This window comes from Salipaludibacillus agaradhaerens (assembly GCF_002019735.1).
Taxonomy (GTDB): Bacteria; Bacillota; Bacilli; order Bacillales; family Salisediminibacteriaceae; genus Salipaludibacillus; species Salipaludibacillus agaradhaerens.
Window position 1 is genome coordinate 4,300,548 of the sequence record NZ_KV917378.1, and the last position, 18,892, is coordinate 4,319,439.

Sequence of the window (18,892 nt, forward strand, 5' to 3'; positions counted from 1 at the left end):
AGTGAATCAGTGGAATTTTTCAGCTACATATGGCTGTGTTGAAGGCACTGACAGTGTGTTCATCTCAGGCCATTGTAAGGCTGTTAATTTACCACCGAATACACAGCCTGTATCAATATTAAGAGTATTTTTCAGTCGTCTAGGTTCTTTGACGGGTGTATGGCCATAAACAACAAAGGCCTCCCCGTTATAATTTTGAGCCCAGTCTCGACGGACAGGGCGTCCATCAGCATGCGTTTGTCCTGTAATGTCACCGTATAAGACAAAGGTCTTAACGCTATTGCTCTTTTTACCGATCATATCCTCTCTTATACCAGCATGTGCTACCACAAGTTTATGATCGTTCAATACGTGATAAAGAGGAGCTTGTTCATAGAGCGTGATAAATGTTTGTTGTAACTCAGTAAATTTTTCTGAAGGGAGCTCTTTCAATTCGGCAACTGTTGTTTCAAGTCCGTGCGTAATTTGAACCTTATTGCCAAGGAAATACCGATACAGTTTGTTACAATGGTTACCTGGACAATAAAGAGCATCACCTACCATCACCCAACTTATAACTTTTCGCAACACATTAACAGAAGAAGGCCCACGGTCGGTAAGGTCACCAAGAAAAACAGGCATGCGTTGTTCTGGATGAACAAGGCGTGATGCATGATGCTCCTGACGATAGCCGAGAGTTGTTAATAGCCTATCCATTTCTTTTTCACAACCGTGTATGTCACCAATGATATCATATGTGTTCATCGTTACCTCCCATCATTTAATTAAAGACATCTTTTTTAGTATAACAGAGACTTTTTAAAATAATCTTATCTGGCGCAATATTGACGCAACTGGATTGGTAGGGTAAAATTGTGACCAAGTATTAATATCACGTATAGATCTTAAGGAGGCACCAACATGAAAATTGATTTAAGCCAAAAAACTTACGTTATTATGGGAGTTGCTAATAAACGAAGTATTGCATGGGGAATTGCTCAATCGCTTGCGAAAGCAGGGGCAAATTTAATTTTTACATATGCAGGTGAAAGACTTGAAAAGAATGTGAAGGATCTTGCAGGTTCATTGGAAGGTGGCCAACATTTAGTATTACCTTGTGATGTGACAAACGATGAGGAAATTGCTGCGACTTTTGAGCAAATAAAAAAAGAAGTAGGAAAAATAGATGGCTTAGCTCACTGTATTGCGTTTGCAAACCGTGAAGAGTTAGAAGGAGAATATTTAAATACGACGCGTGAAGGTTTCTTATTATCACAAAATATTAGTGCTTATTCCCTTACGGCTGTTACTAAAGCAGCTCGTCCTTTAATGACTGAAGGTGGCAGTATTGTCACACTCACTTATCTCGGTGGTGAACGAGTAGTGAAAAATTACAATGTAATGGGAGTGGCTAAAGCAAGCCTTGATGCAAGTGTAAAATATTTAGCTAACGATTTAGGTAAGGAACAAATTCGGGTTAATGCTATTTCAGCTGGTCCTATTAGAACACTTTCAGCTAAAGGGGTTGGAGGCTTCAACGATGTTCTTAAAGAGATGGAAGATCACGCGCCATTAAAACGAACTGTTACGCAAGAAGAAGTCGGTGATACGGCTTTATTCCTCATGAGTGACTTATCAAAAGGAATTACGGGGGAGCTCCTCCATGTCGACGGAGGTTACCACGTCACAGGATTAATGTAGATGTTTGTGTATAACGCGATAGAGGAAAGAGTAAAAATCAGTGTTTCTGATTTTTACTCTTTTTTTACGGCCACCAGCCTATACATTATGGCTAGTCAAGCATATGAATAAGTAAATAGATAGGAGGTGGCACATGTGAGTTATTATTACGGCAGCTTTGCCCTTATTGTCGTTCTGTTTATTTTACTTGTGCTTGTAGGCACTGCTTACGTCTATTAAACCGTTTAAGAAGTAGGGGGAAACCTTTACTTCTTTTTTCATATACATATATAAATGGATCATAAGAGCGGAGGATGATGATGACTTTTTCAATACTGGAATTCATTGTGATCGGTTTAGCTGTTTTTAGGCTGACTCATTTATTTGTCTACGATACGATTATGGAACCGGTTAGACGGTTATTTATAGCCGAGAAAGCCGTAACTGACGAAAACGGGCAAACAGTTTGGACATATGTTAGTAAAGGAACCGGGGTAAAAAAATTTGTTGGCATGCTATTAAGCTGTCATTGGTGCTTTTCTGTTTGGGTGGCTGCAGGATTAATAGTAGGTCTTTTTTTAATGCCAGGCATCTTTATGATTGTCAGTTACGTATTTGCTTTTGCAGCTATCGCAGCTCTTATAGAAGAAGTAGTCATGACGTTTTTTGCGAACTAATGAGAGGCAATGTTCTTTCTGACATGTCGAACATATATTTCCTATACGCACTTCTATTTTTTTTAAAAATGGTACCGCCTAACATGGAACAAATTAGGCAATTTTTTGAGTCATTCACATATGTATAAAGGGAGAATGGCTTTCACGAGGAGGTGTGATGATGAAACAATTGAAAGAGACAAACAATAGAGGGGATATTCAATTATACCAACAGTTGCTTCACTATAAAGCTGAGGCCTCAAAGCATTTAAAGCGACTTGAACAAATGGAAGCGACTTATAATGTGAAAAAAATTAACGAACTTATGGAACAGAAAGAATTATTGAGAAAACAAAACAAAAAATTAGAAAAAATGTGCCGTTTGCTTAAAGAAGATAAACACACCCTGAAGCAAGAACTTTCATCTAAAAAGCGTCGCATTCAGGAGTTAACAGAAACAATGTGGAAGTTAGAAGCAGGAAAACTTAAAGATGCTGACGAAGATAGTAAAAAATATATATATGATCATCGTGAAGAGATCGTGGCAAACTTAGCAACGGACTTGAACAGAGAATCAATTTCGAATCATAAAGAGAAGGGAAAAATAGACGACACAAACCACCTAATCAAAAGCGGTGATGATCTTGCAACAGAAAATGATATTCGTAAAAAAGAGGCTCACCAGAAAATTTTTAAATCCCTCCATTCAGAAGTCAAAAAGTGAGTAAGCACTCTGCATAGCAGAAGTTTAAATATAGGAGGAAGTGACATGCAGATGTACCCGACAAAAGTGAATCGTGTAAAACCTGTTCCTTCTCCCATCATGTCTCTTGGTAACCGAGTAACGAAAGCATCATTTAATAAAAGTGGCTGTAATTGTAGCAGTAAAAAATACACCCATAATAATCGGAGTAAAATAGGTTTCAGATAAGCTATAACAGGGTATCTATTAATAGAGAGAGGTGATCATATGGGATACATTCCACCTGTAAAAGATGAACAAATGATCGTTTATGCTAGCAGACATACGGAACCTAAGCCAATGATTACAGGGCCTACTCCATTAGAAAATACTGAATTTTTCGATGTTCTTGCCCGCCGCTCTGAAGAAAGGAATTTTATGTTAAATTATACGAAAGAAGAACGGTTAAAACAAAAAGCTATCAAAGAAGAGCAGCGCTTTACAGGAAAAGGGACGATGTTTGACCAAACCGTTTAATAAATTAAGTGGCAAGTCACTAAAAAAACAGCCCAAATAGGCTGTTTTTTAATGGTTTTTATTTAGTGAGCGAAACAGAGAGTGAAGTTTTAAAAAAATTGACTTAGTTTATATCACAGATAACCGTCCGGAAAACTCCCGGCTGAAAATAGAGAGGAGGAATAAATCTATTGAGGCGAGGGAGAGTGGACACTCATGTTCTGAATTGAAGGTTCGTTTTATGAGTTTTCCTTGGGAGGTGAAATGTCCTCATCTTCAGAGGTAGTCAATTGGTTAATTTCTTCGGATAATTCTTCTAATTTTCCTTCAAGAAATTGAATTAAAATCATCTTTGAATCTAACTGCTCTTCATAAGCAAATGATTTTTCTAACACATCATCCATTTGTTTTTCGATTTGTTGTAAATGAGGTGACTGAGAAGTACTAGAGTCTGTGTCTTTTAACTGCTCCAACATAGTCAGTTTTTTCTTTAATTGTTCATTCAAAAGTTTAAGGTGCTCGTTTTCTTTGTTTAATTCATCGATCTCATGATGAAGATCAGATGAGTGGAACTGCTCATTCATCTCTGTGAGCTCTTTCTTTAATTCGCTATTTTCATTGGCAAGTTGTTCTCCTTCTATTTTCAATCTATCAATTTGATTCTCTTTCATTCGTGTTTCTTCTATTAATTTACTATTTTTTTCTTTTAATTCTTCTATGAGTGAATAGTGATAATCATTTTGATAATGCTTAACTTTATTTTTAAACTTAGCCAGTTCTGATTTGAAATAAATAACTTGTTGTTGTAATAGAACAGGATCTTTCGGTGGTTTAGGTGACATAAACTAACTCCCCTTTTCTTTAATTTTATAAAAATAACCTTCAATCAGTGGATATTTATTCTTCATTCACTGATTGGTCGTGCGTGAATCAGCAGAGGACATGAGCGTCCGTTATCTCTCGTCTAAATCTTCCCTGTTTTGTGTGTGGAGGGGGTTACGGATGTTTAGCTGTGATGAATTAAGTTTTTTACATACCAAATGGGAAGCGGAGATACTTATTTTTCTTTTAACAATTGAATGATCTCTTCCAGGTGTGATTGTTCTTGTCTAAGAATTTTTTCTAGTTCACTCGTCTCGTCTGTAACAGGGGGATCACTCGTTTCACTGACGGCGGATCGTTGATGGTCAATATAATCAATGAGACAGATCATTAATAAGTTTAGTGTGTAACTGTCGAGAGTTAACTGGCTTGATCGTGTATCTTTGGCGTGTGTCTTTAGCATGTCTAAATGCTCACGAAGGTGGTGATAGATCACTTGTTTACTTATAAGGGTTTGATCTGTGTGATGATGCTTAGACATGTGGACGTCCCCCTTTTTACGGTGTCATTCCGCTAATATTAATTTGATTCACAGCTTCCTGGCCTTCCTGTATTTCTTCACTATAAATAAAGCCCTTGATTGTACCATTGTAATTTTTTTGTGGCGTCCACTCCACTTGGAAATTAGAAAATGATAGGCTATCGTTTGCTGCGATATTTGGTGCAGCTTTATATTTGAGCCAATACTCATCTTGGTTGGACGTCTTGCTAATACGCTCCCATACACTTGGTGTCACCTTATTGCTAGACGCCTTATGCGTAAATTTCCCACTAAACTTAAAGAGGGAACTATCTGACAATGTGATACAAATGATAGGGTGCTGAAGGGGCTTTTGACCAAGATTTAAGATAGTAAATGAACCGAGCAGTAAATTATCGCCATCGATGGAGTGGTTTAAGCTGAGGGAATATGTAAAGTAACAGAGTACGTGGCTATTTATATGAAATGTTTTTTTAGCAATCAATTTTTTAATTTCCTTAAAATAGGATTGATTTTGTTTTAATAAATGGTTAACGTGGTCATTCATGTGGTTGAAATACCTCCTATCCTTGCTTTTATCTCATAATGATAAGATGCTTTTTCTATTCTTATGCTGGGAGATGCCCAGTTAGTCGTCATAAATTCCCCCCCCCTAAAAAATTCATTCTTGTTAGGCGATAACTTAAATCAACAACGATAAGCCCCCTTTGTGATAGAGCGTCACAATAAAGGGGCTCACTAATTTCGTCATAAGCTTAATGAAAAGATGAAGGGCATTCATCGCATAAACAAACTAGTCGTCAATTTGATTGCCTGGGAACAAGACAGGGCACTGTGGCGGAATACTTGGAGTAGGGCATTGTTCAACTAATATGTCTCTAGGCTCACAGAAATCAGCTGTTAATTCGAGCGTCACATCAGCAACTGATTGAACACTTTGACAAATACTCAAATTAATATCAATGCTTTGTAAAACGTTAGCTACACAGTTAGGACTAGCGCTACATTCAACGTCAGTCAGTCTGACAACAAGACGTGTGCCTACCGGAGCGCAAAGGAAAATGGATTCTGGAATTTCAAACACGATCGGGGTCGTTTGCACGACAAATGGTGTTGTACCATCAATACCACTAAATTGAACGACAACACTCAGTGGTTTAGTGAATGAAACCCGTTGTAGCGTTATTGGCTCACCGTCAATATTAAATGTCCGGTCTTCTCGTTGACCAAGCTCCTCTACCTCAATCTCTGCATTAGGTGGTAGTGGATCACCTGTAAGGGGATCTACTAGAAAGCAAGTTGTGACTAAATTTGTAACTGTACCTGCACACGGGTCAATTGGAAGAGGATCGAAACCTGTTGCTGGAATTGTTTGATTTTCAGTGGCCTGTAAAATAACCCAATCGTATACTTTTTCGGCGTTTATACAAAGGAGTTCAGGTTGTAGCTCCTCAATTGGCGTCGGTTTCTTCATTTCATCTACTCCTTTTCGATAAATTTGATTCATTTACACAATATGTGGCAAATGACTGACTTGTTACTATAACAATGCTGAAAGACCATTATTCTCACCAAAACGGGCTTTTGACTATTGAATGTGTGGACGGGTAGGCTTCTATATTTAATTTACTCTATTCACAGGTTGCCAAAAGGTGCTAGCATCAAGCAATTTCTAAGATAGTTATGCCAAGATGTTTAATTGTGTTAGAAGTAAGCTCGTTATCCCATTGCTGATCGCTTGAAATAAGTGATTCTTATCTCTTTTGATATAACGTGGAGGATACACGTCTAGAAATCTTTTAATTTAAAGTGTCCAAACCTTAACGTGGTCAGGGAATGCTTTATTTTCTAGACTATTTTTAATATCAAATATGATCACATCGCGATTGTTTTTAAGAAATGGAAGGTAATCCTCCGTATTCATAGTTAAAAACTCGTCGTGAGGAACGGCTAAAATAAGCATATTTGCAGGGGGGATTTCCTCTGCTAACTTAAGGGAGAGACCATATCCGTCTTTTGCCTCTTCTTTATCTGCCAGAGGGTCGTAAATAGATACAGATAACCCAAGTGTCGTTAATTGATTCACTATCTCCACGGCCTTTGAATTGCGAAGATCAGGGACGTTTTCTTTGAACGTGATACCAAGAACATTGATGTGGCATTCACTAGGGCATATATTTTTTTCTATCAGTGTATGGGTAATGCAGTTCACAAGATATGTGGGCATATAATCATTGACTTTTCTGGCAGCGGCCATGAGTTCTGATTCATATCCGCATATTTTAGCTTTGTGAATAAGGTAATATGGGTCCACACCAATACAATGCCCCCCTACGAGACCTGGTGTGAAGGGGAGGAAGTTCCACTTTGAACTTGAAGCTTTTAGAACGTCAAATGTATTGATACCCATATGATGAAACATGTAAAACAGCTCATTCATTAATGCGATATTAATGTCCCGCTGGGTGTTTTCAACGACCTTAGAAGCTTCAGCAACTTTAATCGATGCTGCTTTTGTAATAGGGGCGTTTAAAATACTTCGATACATGTCATCAATTTTTTTTAACGCCACGTCGTTTTGGGCAGAAACTACCTTCTCGATAGATGAAAAAGTATGTTCTTTATCACCTGGATTAATCCTCTCAGGTGAATAACCTACTTCAAAATCCACACCTGCTTTCAAATTCGAATGGGCTTCTAAAATTGGCAGACATATATCTTCCGTCACCCCAGGATACACGGTTGATTCGTAAACGACGATATTCCCTTCTGTTAATTGGCTTCCTACTATGGCCGAAGCTTTTTGTAAATGAGATAAATCAGGTGTGTTTGCTTCGGTAATCGGTGTAGGCACCGTGACAATGATAAAGTTACACGGTTTAAGCGCTTTTTCATCAGTTGTAAATGTGAGGTTATTATTATTTAACTGCTCACTGGTCACCTCTCCGGTCGTATCTTTTTTCAACTTTAATGCTTCGATCCGTTTTTGATTAATGTCATAACCTGTAACAGGGTATTTTTCTGCAAAACCAACCGCTACTGGTAATCCGACATAACCAAGTCCTACGACACCTACCTTTGTATTGCCCTTATAAGGGTGGGGCAGTTGTTTTTCCTTCATCATCATTATCCTTTCTGTCATGTCAAGCTATTACGATATATGATGTAAAAGATGAGAGGGTGCATCAGCTATATAAAAAAAGGCAGTTGGTTAACAGCTAACTGTCTTTTTTCGTAATGAAAGCTTGTTAGTAGGTTAATACCGTGTCACATATATTTCCCCTTCATAAGCTAAACAGAGCATGTAAAAAAGGAATCATCTATTAAAAAATCAAGTGAAGAGGGGAAAAAGATGGTGTCACTTATTGATTTGAAGCGGCAATTCAATACAATTAAAACGGATATTTTAGCGGAAGTTGAAAAAGTCATTGAAAGCGGTCACTATATTTTAGGGACTCATGTGAAAAAGCTTGAGGAAGAAGTGGCTGAACGATTACAAGTAGAAGAAGCTGTGGCGGTAGCCAATGGAACAGATGCCCTAGTGTTAACATTAGAAGCCTATGGTATCGGCTCAGGAGATGAAGTGGTGACAACACCATTTACATTTTTTGCAACAGCTGAAGCTATTACGCGTGTTGGGGCTACACCAGTATTTGCTGATGTGGATGAAAAAACGTACAATCTAAACCCTGAATGTCTTGAAAGTAAGATTACAAGCGCCACTAAAGCGATTATTCCTGTCCATTTATTTGGCCAGCCAGCGAATATGGATAAAATCAACGAAATAGCTCAAAAATATAGTCTTTATGTTATTGAAGATGCTTGTCAAGCTTTTGGAGCGACATATAAACAACGACAAGCTGGTCATTTAGGTGATGCAGCCTGCTTTTCATTTTTCCCAACTAAAAATCTTGGGACATTAGGTGATGGCGGTATGATCGTAACATCGGACAAACGATTAGCTAATCAGCTTCGTACGTTACGAGTTCATGGGAGTAGTAAAAAATACTTTCATGACCGTATTGGTTATAACAGCAGGTTAGACGAACTGCATGCAGCCATACTGCTCGTTTGTCTACAGAAAATAGATGAATGGAATGCTAATCGTATTAGCTTAGCTGAAAAGTATACTGCATCGTTACGTCATGTGAAAGGCATCACAGCCCCCTTTGTTTCAGAAGAATGTAAGCACGTTTTCCATTTATATTGTCTAGCTTCTCCTAAAAGAGATGACGTGACGGCTTTTTTAAATAAAGACCAAATAGCGACAGGTATTTATTACCCCCGATGTCTCCATCTGCAAGAAGTTTATCAACATCTAGGGTATAAAAAAGGAGATTTACCGGTAGCTGAAACATTATCTAAAGAATTATTTGCTATTCCAATGCACCCCTATTTGACCAGTAATGAACAAAATCAAGTCATTAAAGCTATTAAAAAGGCAGTAAACAAGTTATGAGTGTCACCATTGGTTTGATTGGGTGTGGTGCCATTTCTCGGAAGCATTTGAAAACAATCGCGAACATAGCTTCTGTTCAATTAACAGCAGTTAGTGATGTGGATGATGACAGAATGAGTGAGGCAGTTGAACGCTATCGCACCTTAACGGGAGAGCAAACTTCTATTGCAAAACTAAACGATTATAAAGCTCTCATCAAAAGGAAAGACGTTGATGCCGTTGTCGTGTCGCTTTTATCTTCAATGCATGCAACTGTGGCTCAAGAAGCTTTAAAAGCAGGTAAGCACGTCATGTTAGAAAAGCCTATTGCTTTGTCTTTACAGGACACGGATGAATTAATCAACCTTCAGCAGTTAACAAATAATGTCGTCCTCGTATGTCACCAACTCCGTTATCGGCCAGTCTTTCAAAAAATAAAATGGTTGATGGATGAAGGAATTACCGGAAAACCCTATTATGGTACAGCCTCGTTAAAGATTCATCGACCTGAAAGTTATTATTCCTCTGCTGCATGGCGTGGAAGTTGGGAAAAAGATGGGGGGATGTTAGTCAACCAAGGCATCCATTTAGTCGATTTGCTAATCTGGCTGTTAGGCGATATCCACAGCGTTTATGGACAGTTAGCTCGTTATTTACCATTTAAAGAAACAGAAGATGTGGCATCAGGTATTTTACATTTCAAAAATGGTGCGAAAGCTGTAATTGATGCCAATTCAATCACATTACCGAACAATTTAGGCTATGAACTAACACTCATTTACGATAAAGCAACAATCAGCATAAAGGGCGGGTTCGATCGATTGGAACGTTGCTTTGTTGAAGGCCATCCAGAAATAGAAAAGGAATTAAATTTACTTATGAACGATACTAGAGAGCATGAGTACATGTATGAAGATTTTATTAACGCTTTAAAATCGACAAAACCAGTTAAAATGCCCTGTATTGAAGGGAAGAAAGCGTTTGAAGCTATTGCAGGTCTTTATTTGTCGCATATAAAAAACAAAGCCACCCCATTTCCTATAGAGAATTTTTCCACACTTGATATGAAAGGAAGCTGCTAATGATTTATGAAAACGTAGAGATAGGGAAAAACAGTTCGATTGGAGAGTATGTTGTGATTGAGAAGGGGGTCATCATTGGAGATAATGTCACAATAGGTCATCATGTCGTGATAAAAGAAGACACTGTTATTGGAGATAATGTCAAGATAGGTAGTCTTATCTCATTGGGGAAACGACCAACGACAAATAAAAAAATGGCTCGAAAGCCAGTATCGACACTTGCCCCTCTAAAAATCGGTCATAATGTCACGATAGGAGATCATGTGGTGTTGTATCGCGGTGTTATGCTAGCTGATGATGTCTATATTGGAGATTTAGCTAGTATTAGGGAGAAGACAATTGTTGGAGAGGCCAGTATTGTTGGCAGAAGTGCAACCGTTGAAAATAATACGGTTATTGGGAAGAGAGTCACCATACAAACGGGTAGTTATGTGACCGCCGATATGATGATAGAAGATGATGTCTTTATAGGGCCGTGTGTGTCCTCCTCTAACGATAAATATATGGGGGAAGGGAACTATCGCCATCAAGGTCCTATTATAAAGAAAGGGGCTAAAATTGGGAACAATGTCACATTGCTTCCTGGAGTAGAAATTGGTGAAGAGGCTGTTGTAGGAGCTGGTGCTGTTGTCACAAAAAGGATTCATTCTAATACCACATGTGTAGGAAATCCAGCTCAGCCGTTAAGGAAATAATAATGGAGTAAAAAGCCGAATATGTCGGCTTTTTTTATGTGAAAAGTTATGGTTTCAAAAATATAAAACGAATCTTCAATCAGTGGGAGTTGAGTGAATCAGGAGATTAGCGTTTATTATCTCACGTCTAAATAGTTTTAGCTTTGTTCACTATTTTGAGCCGGGGATTTTACAGACACTTGCCTGTGAGGGGAGACTGAAGATTTTAAAGAAATTATATCTATAGGAGTCGGGACGAGAGCGTATACCGTTAAAACCTTTTTCCCATAGTATGTGGCGAGAATATGTCTTTAAAATAAAAACGTGAGAAAAGGCTAATCGTCATCAGTTGAGGAGGGAGAGAAAGCGGGTGTCCATTCAAAATCTGGTTGTTAATGGAGGGTTTGAAACAGGTACATTAGCTAATTGGCAATTTCTGAACACAACGATTATTTCTGTCCGGCCTCATACGGGTCAATTTTCTGCTCGATTTTCCAGCGGCTCAATTACAGCATTTATTTCACAAACCATTCCTGTTCAACCAGAAAATCACTATGAGTTTTTTGTTTCTATGTCAAAACAAGGGTTACAAGCAAGTCCTGAAATCATAGTGCAGGTTTCTTTTTTAAACGATTTAAATGAAATAGTAGGGACGGGCTTGTCTTTTAAGATTGTTTACGGAACGATACCGACGATAGAAGAGAATATTTGGAAATTCATTTATCAAAATACATTCTCTGCACCTGCTAGCGCAACGCATGCGGAGGTGATGATATCTAAGCCTCCTGCAGCTCTAAATGCTCCGGCGGTTTTGATTGATAATGTAGAAGTGCTAGAAGCAAATGGTTCCGGGGTTACGGGTCCCCCTGGTCCAACGGGAGCGCCGGGTCCAACAGGGGTGACAGGTCCAGCGGGAGCCACGGGTCCAACAGGAGCAACTGGAGCAACAGGGGCGCCGGGTCCAACGGGAGCAACAGGGGTGACCGGCCCGACAGGAGCGACAGGTCCAACAGGAGTAACCGGTGCAACAGGGGCGCCGGGTCCAACAGGGGCGACCGGTCCAACAGGAGTAACGGGTCCAACAGGAGCCACGGGCCCAACAGGAGCGAAAGGTCCAACGGGAGCAACAGGGGCCGCCGGTCCAACCGGAGCGACCGGTCCAACAGGGGCGACCGGCTCAACAGGAGCGCCGGGAGCAACAGGGGCCACCGGCCCAACAGGGGCGACCGGTCCAACAGGGGCGACAGGTGCAACAGGGGCGCCGGGTCCGACAGGAGCGCCGGGTGCAACGGGAGCCACAGGCCCAACAGGAGTAACGGGTCCAACCGGAGCGACCGGCCCGACAGGAGCAACCGGTGCAACAGGGGTGACAGGCCCGACAGGAGCAACCGGTGCAACAGGGGTGACCGGCCCAACAGGAGCGACGGGAGCAACGGGAGCGACCGGCCCAACAGGAGTAACGGGTCCAACAGGGGCGCCAGGTCCGACAGGAGCGCCGGGTGCAACAGGAGCGATCGGCCCAACAGGAGCGACGGGAGCAACGGGAGCGACCGGCCCAACAGGAGTAACGGGTCCAACAGGGGCGCCAGGTCCGACAGGAGCGCCGGGTGCAACAGGAGCGATCGGCCCAACAGGAGCCACAGGTCCAACAGGAGCCACAGGAGCGACCGGCCCAACAGGAGCCACCGGTTCAACAGGGGCGACCGGCCCAACAGGAGCGACGGGAGCAACGGGAGCGACCGGCCCAACAGGAGCCACAGGCCCAACAGGGGCGACGGGCTCGACAGGAGCGCCGGGTGCAACGGGAGCCACAGGCCCAACAGGAGTAACGGGTCCAACAGGAGCGACCGGCCCGACAGGAGCAACCGGTGCAACAGGGGCGACTGGCCCAACGGGAGCGACCGGCCCAACAGGAGCCACAGGTCCAACAGGAGCCACAGGGGCGACCGGCCCAACCGGAGCGCCGGGTCCAACAGGAGTAACCGGTCCAACAGGAGTGACCGGCCCAACAGGAACGACCGGTGCAACAGGGGCGACAGGTCCAACGGGAGCCACCGGCCCAACGGGAGCCACAGGCCCAACAGGGCCGCCGGGTCCAACGGGAGCCACGGGTCTAACAGGAACGACCGGTCCAACAGGAGCGACCGGTCCAACGGGAGTCACCGGGGCCACGGGAGCGACCGGTCCAACAGGAGCGACCGGCCCAACAGGAGCGCCGGGTGCAACGGGAGCGACCGGCCCAACAGGAGCCACTGGCCCAACGGGAGCGACCGGTGCAACAGGGGCGACTGGCCCAACGGGAGCGACCGGCCCAACAGGAGTAACGGGTCCAACAGGAGCCACAGGCCCAACAGGAGTAACCGGTGCCACAGGGGCCACGGGAGCAACAGGAGCCACGGGCCCAACAGGAGCGACAGGTGCAACAGGAGCGACCGGTCCAACAGGAACGGCGGGAGCAACAGGAGCCACGGGCCCAACAGGAGCCACGGGCCCAACAGGGGCGACAGGTCCAACAGGAGTAACGGGTCCAACAGGGGCGACGGGTCCGACAGGAGCGCCGGGTGCAACGGGAGCCACAGGCCCAACAGGAGTAACGGGTCCAACAGGAGCGACCGGCCCGACAGGAGCAACCGGTGCAACAGGAGCAACCGGTCCCACGGGAGCCATCGGTTCAACAGGGGCGACCGGCCCAACAGGAGCGCCGGGTGCAACGGGAGCCACAGGCCCAACAGGAGCCACGGGCCCAACGGGAGCGACCGGTGCAACAGGAGCCACGGGCCCAACAGGAGCGACGGGCCCAACAGGAGTAACCGGTGCCACCGGTGCAACAGGGGCCACGGGCCCAACAGGAGCGACAGGTCCAACAGGAGCCACGGGCCTAACAGGAGCGACCGGTCCAACAGGAGCGACCGGTCCAACAGGGGCGACCGGCTCAACAGGAGCCACGGGCCCAACAGGAGCGACAGGTCCAACAGGGGCCACGGGTGCAACAGGAGCCACGGGCCCAACAGGAGCGACAGGTCCAACAGGAGCGACGGGCCCAACAGGAGCGACAGGTCCAACGGGAGCAACAGGGGCCGCCGGTCCAACAGGAGTAACGGGTCCAACAGGGGCGACGGGTCCGACAGGAGCGCCGGGTGCAACGGGAGCGACCGGCCCAACAGGAGCGACGGGTGCAACGGGAGCGACCGGCCCAACAGGAGCGACAGGTCCAACAGGAGCCACGGGCCCAACAGGAGCGACAGGTGCAACAGGAGCGACCGGTCCAACAGGAACGGCGGGAGCAACAGGAGCCACGGGCCCAACAGGAGCGACCGGTCCAACAGGAGCGACCGGTCCAACAGGAGTAACGGGTCCAACAGGAACCACAGGCCCAACAGGAGCGACAGGTCCAACGGGAGCAACAGGGGCCGCCGGTCCAACAGGAGCGACCGGTCCAACAGGGGCGACCGGCTCAACAGGAGCGACCGGTCCAACAGGAGCGACGGGCCCAACAGGAGTAACCGGTGCCACCGGTGCAACAGGGGCCACGGGCCCAACAGGAGCGACAGGTCCAACAGGAGCGCCGGGCCCAACAGGAGCGACAGGTCCAACAGGAGCGACGGGCCCAACAGGAGCGACGGGCCCAACAGGGGCGACCGGCCCAACAGGAGCCACAGGTCCAACCGGAGCGCCGGGAGCAACAGGGGCCACCGGGCCAACCGGAGCGCCGGGAGCGACCGGCCCAACCGGAGCGCCGGGTCCAACAGGAGTAACCGGTCCAACAGGAGTGACCGGCCCAACAGGGGCGACGGGTCCAACAGGAGCCACGGGTCCGACAGGAGCGACAGGTCCAACAGGGGTGACAGGTCCAATAGGAGCGACCGGTCCAACAGGGGCGACGGGCCCAACAGGGGTGACAGGTCCAGCGGGAGCCACGGGTGCAACAGGGGCGCCGGGTCCAACAGGGGCGACCGGCCCAACAGGAGCCACAGGTCCAACGGGAGCGCCGGGAGCAACAGGGGCCACCGGGCCAACCGGAGCGCCGGGAGCGACCGGCCCAACCGGAGCGCCGGGTCCAACAGGAGTAACCGGTCCAACAGGAGTGACCGGCCCAACAGGGGCGACGGGTCCAACAGGAGCCACGGGTCCGACAGGAGCGACAGGTCCAACAGGGGTGACAGGTCCAATAGGAGCGACCGGTCCAACAGGGGCCACGGGCCCAACAGGAGCCACAGGTCCAACGGGAGCGCCGGGAGCAACAGGGGCCACCGGGCCAACCGGAGCGCCGGGAGCGACCGGCCCGACCGGAGCCACAGGTCCAACGGGAGCGCCGGGTCCAACGGGAGCCACGGGCCCAACAGGAGCGACGGGTCCAACAGGAGCCACCGGCCCAACAGGAGTAACGGGTGCAACAGGAGCGACCGGTCCAACAGGAACGGCGGGAGCAACAGGAGCCACGGGCCCAACAGGGGCGACGGGTCCAACAGGAGCCACGGGTCCGACAGGAGCGACCGGTCCAACAGGGGTGACAGGTCCAATAGGAGCGACCGGTGCAACAGGGGCCACGGGCCCAACAGGAGCGACAGGTCCAACAGGAGCCACGGGCCCAACAGGAGCGACAGGTGCAACAGGAGCGACCGGTCCAACAGGGGCGACGGGCCCAACAGGAACGGCGGGAGCAACAGGGGTGACCGGCCCAACGGGAGCGACCGGTGCAACGGGAGCCACGGGCCCAACAGGAGCGACAGGTCCAACGGGAGCAACAGGGGCCGCCGGTCCAACCGGAGCGACCGGTCCAACAGGGGCGACCGGCTCAACAGGAGCGACCGGTCCAACAGGAGTCACCGGGGCCACGGGAGTGACCGGCCCAACCGGAGCGCCGGGAGCAACAGGGGCCACCGGGCCAACCGGAGCGCCGGGTGCAACAGGAGCGACCGGTCCAACAGGGGCGACCGGCCCAACAGGAGCCACCGGTCCAACGGGAGCAACAGGCCCAACGGGAGCCACGGGTCCAACAGGGGCGACAGGTCCAACGGGAGCCACGGGTCCAACAGGGGCGACAGGTCCAACGGGAGCCACCGGCCCAACAGGAGTAACGGGAGCAACAGGAGCGACCGGCCCGACAGGAGCGACGGGAGCAACAGGAGTAACCGGAGCCACAGGAGTGACCGGCCCAACAGGAACGACCGGTCCAACAGGGGCGCCGGGTCCAACGGGAGCCACGGGTCCGACAGGAGCGACAGGTCCAACAGGGGTGACAGGTCCAATAGGAGCGACAGGTCCAACAGGGGCGACGGGCCCAACGGGAGCCACTGGCCCAACAGGGCCGCCGGGTCCAACAGGAGTAACCGGCCCAACAGGAACGACCGGTGCAACAGGGGCGACGGGTCCAACAGGAGCCACGGGCCCAACAGGAGCCACGGGTGCAACGGGAGTAACGGGTCCCACAGGAGCGACGGGCCCAACAGGAACGGCGGGAGCCACAGGGGCGACAGGCCCAACAGGAGCCACAGGTCCAACAGGAGCCACAGGGGTGACCGGCCCAACGGGAGCGACAGGCCCAACAGGAGTAACGGGAGCAACAGGAGCGACCGGCCCGACAGGAGTCACGGGCCCAACAGGGGTGACAGGTCCAACGGGAGCGACAGGCCTACCAGGAGAGACGGGTCCAACAGGAGCGACCGGTGCAACAGGGGCGACCGGTGCAACAGGAGCGACCGGCCTGACAGGAGTCACGGGCCCAACAGGAGCGACGGGAGCAACAGGAGTAACCGGAGCGACAGGTCCGACAGGCCCACCAGGGCCTACCGATCAACCAGAACTATTCTTCAATAATGTAAGTGGTGCTGAATCCATATTTAACCCACCTGCATTAAATACGGAAGTGACTGTAGTAACTGTGCCCAATGTGGAGGTGATTAGTGGGCAAGATGTCAAAGTTGACTTTGCTTTGGCTATTGAGACGGATAATGTTGCTAACAATAATTTTATTTGTCAGCTCAGACTTTATAGAGGAACCACATTACTACAAACAAGAATATTTAATAGAAATCTTGCAAGTGCAGGCACACAGCGGTTTATTTTAGGAAACACTTTTGTAGATACAGTTCCAGCGTCCGGTACGGTTGAGTATAGTGTTAGAACATTTGTAACTACTGCCACTAATGTAACTACAGCAGCCGCTTTGAATAGAGATTTGAATTTAATTACTTTCCCACTATAGTGGGAAGCGACTATAAACTAGAAAGCTATTCACTATAAAAAGCCACTATAACCTTAGTTGATTAGCATAAACAGGCTTAAAAATTTCTCATAGGATATGAGTGAGAGTTGTAGTAGACTCTTAAGTTTTTTAGAAAGGAGGAAAAGGATGGCTATTATAAATTTAATTACAAATGGTAGTTTTGAGACGGGGTCACTTGCTGGGTGGAGTGCAGTGAATACAACAGTAGTAAGCGGTCAAGCACACTCAGGTCTATTTTCAGCCCGTTTAGCAGGTGGGGCAGTCTCGGCTTCACTCATTCAAAATGTACCGGCTGAACCAGGAGGTCAGTATCAACTGTTAGTCTCACTGTCTAAAACGACCACCCAGGAAAGTCCAACCATTTTGTTAGAAGTAGATTATTTAAATGCAGCAAATACCGTTATAGGGTCTGGCTTATCAGTCGTAATTCAATTTGGAAGTATTCCAACAATTTTGAATGATACATGGCTGGATATTTCTAGAAATACGGCACCAGCGCCAGCAAATACAACACAAGCTCAAGTACGGATTATTAAACCGACGGCTGCACTTAATGCTCCAGCAATATTAGTTGATGATGTTGAGTTATTAGATACAACAAATGGAGATCCAGGACCTCCAGGACCTCCAGGCCCAACAGGACCAGAGGGACCAACAGGTCCAACAGGACCAACAGGACCAGAGGGACCAACAGGACCAGCAGGGCCAACAGGACCAGAGGGGCCAACAGGACCAGCGGGACCAACAGGACCAGCAGGGCCAACAGGAGCGACGGGACCAGCGGGGCCAACGGGACCAGCAGGGCCAACAGGACCAGAGGGACCAACAGGACCAGCGGGAGCGACGGGACCAGCAGGGCCAACAGGACCAGCAGGGCCAACAGGACCAGAGGGCCCAACAGGACCAGCAGGGCCAACAGGACCAGAGGGGCCAACGGGACCAGCAGGGCCAACAGGACCAGAGGGACCAACAGGACCAGCGGGAGCGACGGGACCAGCAGGAGCGACGGGACCAGCAGGGCCAACAGGACCAGAGGGGCCAACAGGACCAGAGGGACCAGCGGGGCCAACGGGACCAGCAGGAGCGACGGGACCAGCGGGAGCGACGGGACCAGCAGGGCCAACAGGACCAGAGGGGCCAACAGGACCAGAGGGACCAACAGGACCAGCAGGGCCAACAGGACCAGAGGGGCCAACAGGACCAGAGGGACCAACAGGACCAGCAGGGGCAACAGGACCAGAGGGGCCAACAGGACCAGCGGGCCCAACAGGACCAGCGGGCCCAACAGGACCAGAGGGACCAACAGGACCAGAGGGACCAACAGGACCAGAGGGGCCAACAGGACCAGCAGGGCCAACAGGAGCGACGGGACCAGCGGGGCCAACAGGACCAGCGGGGCCAACGGGACCAGCAGGGCCAACAGGACCAGAGGGACCAACAGGACCAGCGGGAGCGACGGGACCAGCAGGAGCGACGGGCCCAGCGGGACCAACCGGACCAGAGGGCCCAGCAGGGCCAACGGGCCCAGCAGGGGCAACAGGAGCGACGGGACCAGAGGGACCAACAGGACCAGAGGGGCCAACAGGCCCAGCAGGG

Annotated in this window: 17 protein-coding genes; 11 read left to right on the forward strand and 6 right to left on the reverse strand. The window is 48.0% G+C overall.

What is annotated here, in order from left to right; genetic code table 11:
- Positions 1 to 6 precede the first annotated feature (6 nt).
- Positions 7 to 744, reverse strand: a complete 738-nt coding sequence (prpE, locus tag BK581_RS19735; protein ID WP_078579790.1) for a bis(5'-nucleosyl)-tetraphosphatase PrpE — start codon at positions 742 to 744, stop codon at positions 7 to 9.
- A gap of 156 nt (positions 745 to 900) precedes the next feature.
- On the opposite strand from prpE, the gene fabI reads away from it, so the two are divergent.
- The 6 genes from fabI (at position 901) to BK581_RS19760 (ending at position 3,534) form a co-directional block, all read left to right on the forward strand.
- The gene (fabI, locus tag BK581_RS19740; protein ID WP_078579791.1) at positions 901 to 1,680 is read left to right on the forward strand and encodes an enoyl-ACP reductase FabI; all 780 of its coding nucleotides are present in this window, start codon (positions 901 to 903) and stop codon (positions 1,678 to 1,680) included.
- Between the two features lie 135 nt (positions 1,681 to 1,815).
- On the forward strand, positions 1,816 to 1,899 hold the full coding sequence (locus BK581_RS19745) for a YjcZ family sporulation protein (protein WP_143709722.1): 84 nt from the start codon (positions 1,816 to 1,818) through the stop codon (positions 1,897 to 1,899).
- Between the two features lie 80 nt (positions 1,900 to 1,979).
- Positions 1,980 to 2,336, forward strand: a complete 357-nt coding sequence (locus BK581_RS19750) for a DUF1360 domain-containing protein (RefSeq protein WP_169837812.1) — start codon at positions 1,980 to 1,982, stop codon at positions 2,334 to 2,336.
- 160 nt (positions 2,337 to 2,496) lie between these two features.
- Positions 2,497 to 3,039, forward strand: coding sequence for a hypothetical protein (locus tag BK581_RS19755; protein WP_078579794.1), 543 nt, complete (start codon positions 2,497 to 2,499; stop codon positions 3,037 to 3,039).
- A 45-nt stretch (positions 3,040 to 3,084) separates the two neighbouring features.
- Entirely contained in the window at positions 3,085 to 3,246 is a 162-nt protein-coding gene (locus tag BK581_RS20215; RefSeq protein WP_169837814.1) for a hypothetical protein, read from the forward strand.
- Positions 3,247 to 3,285: 39 nt separating this feature from the next.
- The gene (locus BK581_RS19760; protein WP_078579795.1) at positions 3,286 to 3,534 is read left to right on the forward strand and encodes a hypothetical protein; all 249 of its coding nucleotides are present in this window, start codon (positions 3,286 to 3,288) and stop codon (positions 3,532 to 3,534) included.
- A 218-nt stretch (positions 3,535 to 3,752) separates the two neighbouring features.
- Here BK581_RS19760 and BK581_RS19765 read toward each other — a convergent pair whose 3' ends face one another.
- The 5 genes from BK581_RS19765 to BK581_RS19785 form a co-directional block, all read right to left on the reverse strand.
- Positions 3,753 to 4,355, reverse strand: coding sequence for a coiled-coil domain-containing protein (locus tag BK581_RS19765; RefSeq protein ID WP_078579796.1), 603 nt, complete (start codon positions 4,353 to 4,355; stop codon positions 3,753 to 3,755).
- 215 nt (positions 4,356 to 4,570) lie between these two features.
- The gene (locus BK581_RS19770) at positions 4,571 to 4,876 is read right to left on the reverse strand and encodes a hypothetical protein (protein WP_078579797.1); all 306 of its coding nucleotides are present in this window, start codon (positions 4,874 to 4,876) and stop codon (positions 4,571 to 4,573) included.
- A gap of 16 nt (positions 4,877 to 4,892) precedes the next feature.
- The gene (locus BK581_RS19775) at positions 4,893 to 5,423 is read right to left on the reverse strand and encodes a hypothetical protein (RefSeq protein WP_078579798.1); all 531 of its coding nucleotides are present in this window, start codon (positions 5,421 to 5,423) and stop codon (positions 4,893 to 4,895) included.
- A gap of 246 nt (positions 5,424 to 5,669) precedes the next feature.
- A complete protein-coding gene (locus tag BK581_RS19780) occupies positions 5,670 to 6,350 on the reverse strand; it encodes a BMQ_0737 family morphogenetic spore coat protein (RefSeq protein ID WP_078579799.1) in 681 nt (226 codons plus the stop codon).
- A 330-nt stretch (positions 6,351 to 6,680) separates the two neighbouring features.
- The gene (locus BK581_RS19785) at positions 6,681 to 7,997 is read right to left on the reverse strand and encodes a nucleotide sugar dehydrogenase (RefSeq protein ID WP_078579800.1); all 1,317 of its coding nucleotides are present in this window, start codon (positions 7,995 to 7,997) and stop codon (positions 6,681 to 6,683) included.
- A gap of 231 nt (positions 7,998 to 8,228) precedes the next feature.
- On the opposite strand from BK581_RS19785, the gene BK581_RS19790 reads away from it, so the two are divergent.
- The 5 genes from BK581_RS19790 to BK581_RS19810 all read left to right on the forward strand — a co-directional run.
- Positions 8,229 to 9,335: a DegT/DnrJ/EryC1/StrS family aminotransferase gene (locus tag BK581_RS19790; protein ID WP_078579801.1), complete on the forward strand. Its 1,107-nt coding sequence runs from the start codon at positions 8,229 to 8,231 to the stop codon at positions 9,333 to 9,335.
- Entirely contained in the window at positions 9,332 to 10,396 is a 1,065-nt protein-coding gene (locus BK581_RS19795; RefSeq protein WP_078579802.1) for a Gfo/Idh/MocA family protein, read from the forward strand. Before BK581_RS19790 ends, BK581_RS19795 begins: the two co-directional genes overlap by 4 nt.
- Positions 10,396 to 11,091 carry an N-acetyltransferase gene (locus BK581_RS19800; protein WP_078579803.1) on the forward strand — a complete coding sequence of 232 codons (696 nt, stop codon included), beginning with the start codon at positions 10,396 to 10,398 and terminating at the stop codon, positions 11,089 to 11,091. Before BK581_RS19795 ends, BK581_RS19800 begins: the two co-directional genes overlap by 1 nt.
- Positions 11,092 to 11,440: 349 nt before the next feature.
- Positions 11,441 to 17,275: an NTTRR-F1 domain gene (locus tag BK581_RS19805; protein ID WP_078579804.1), complete on the forward strand. Its 5,835-nt coding sequence runs from the start codon at positions 11,441 to 11,443 to the stop codon at positions 17,273 to 17,275.
- A gap of 147 nt (positions 17,276 to 17,422) precedes the next feature.
- A partial coding sequence (locus tag BK581_RS19810) for an NTTRR-F1 domain (protein WP_095995577.1) occupies positions 17,423 to 18,892 on the forward strand: 1,470 nt, incomplete at its 3' end.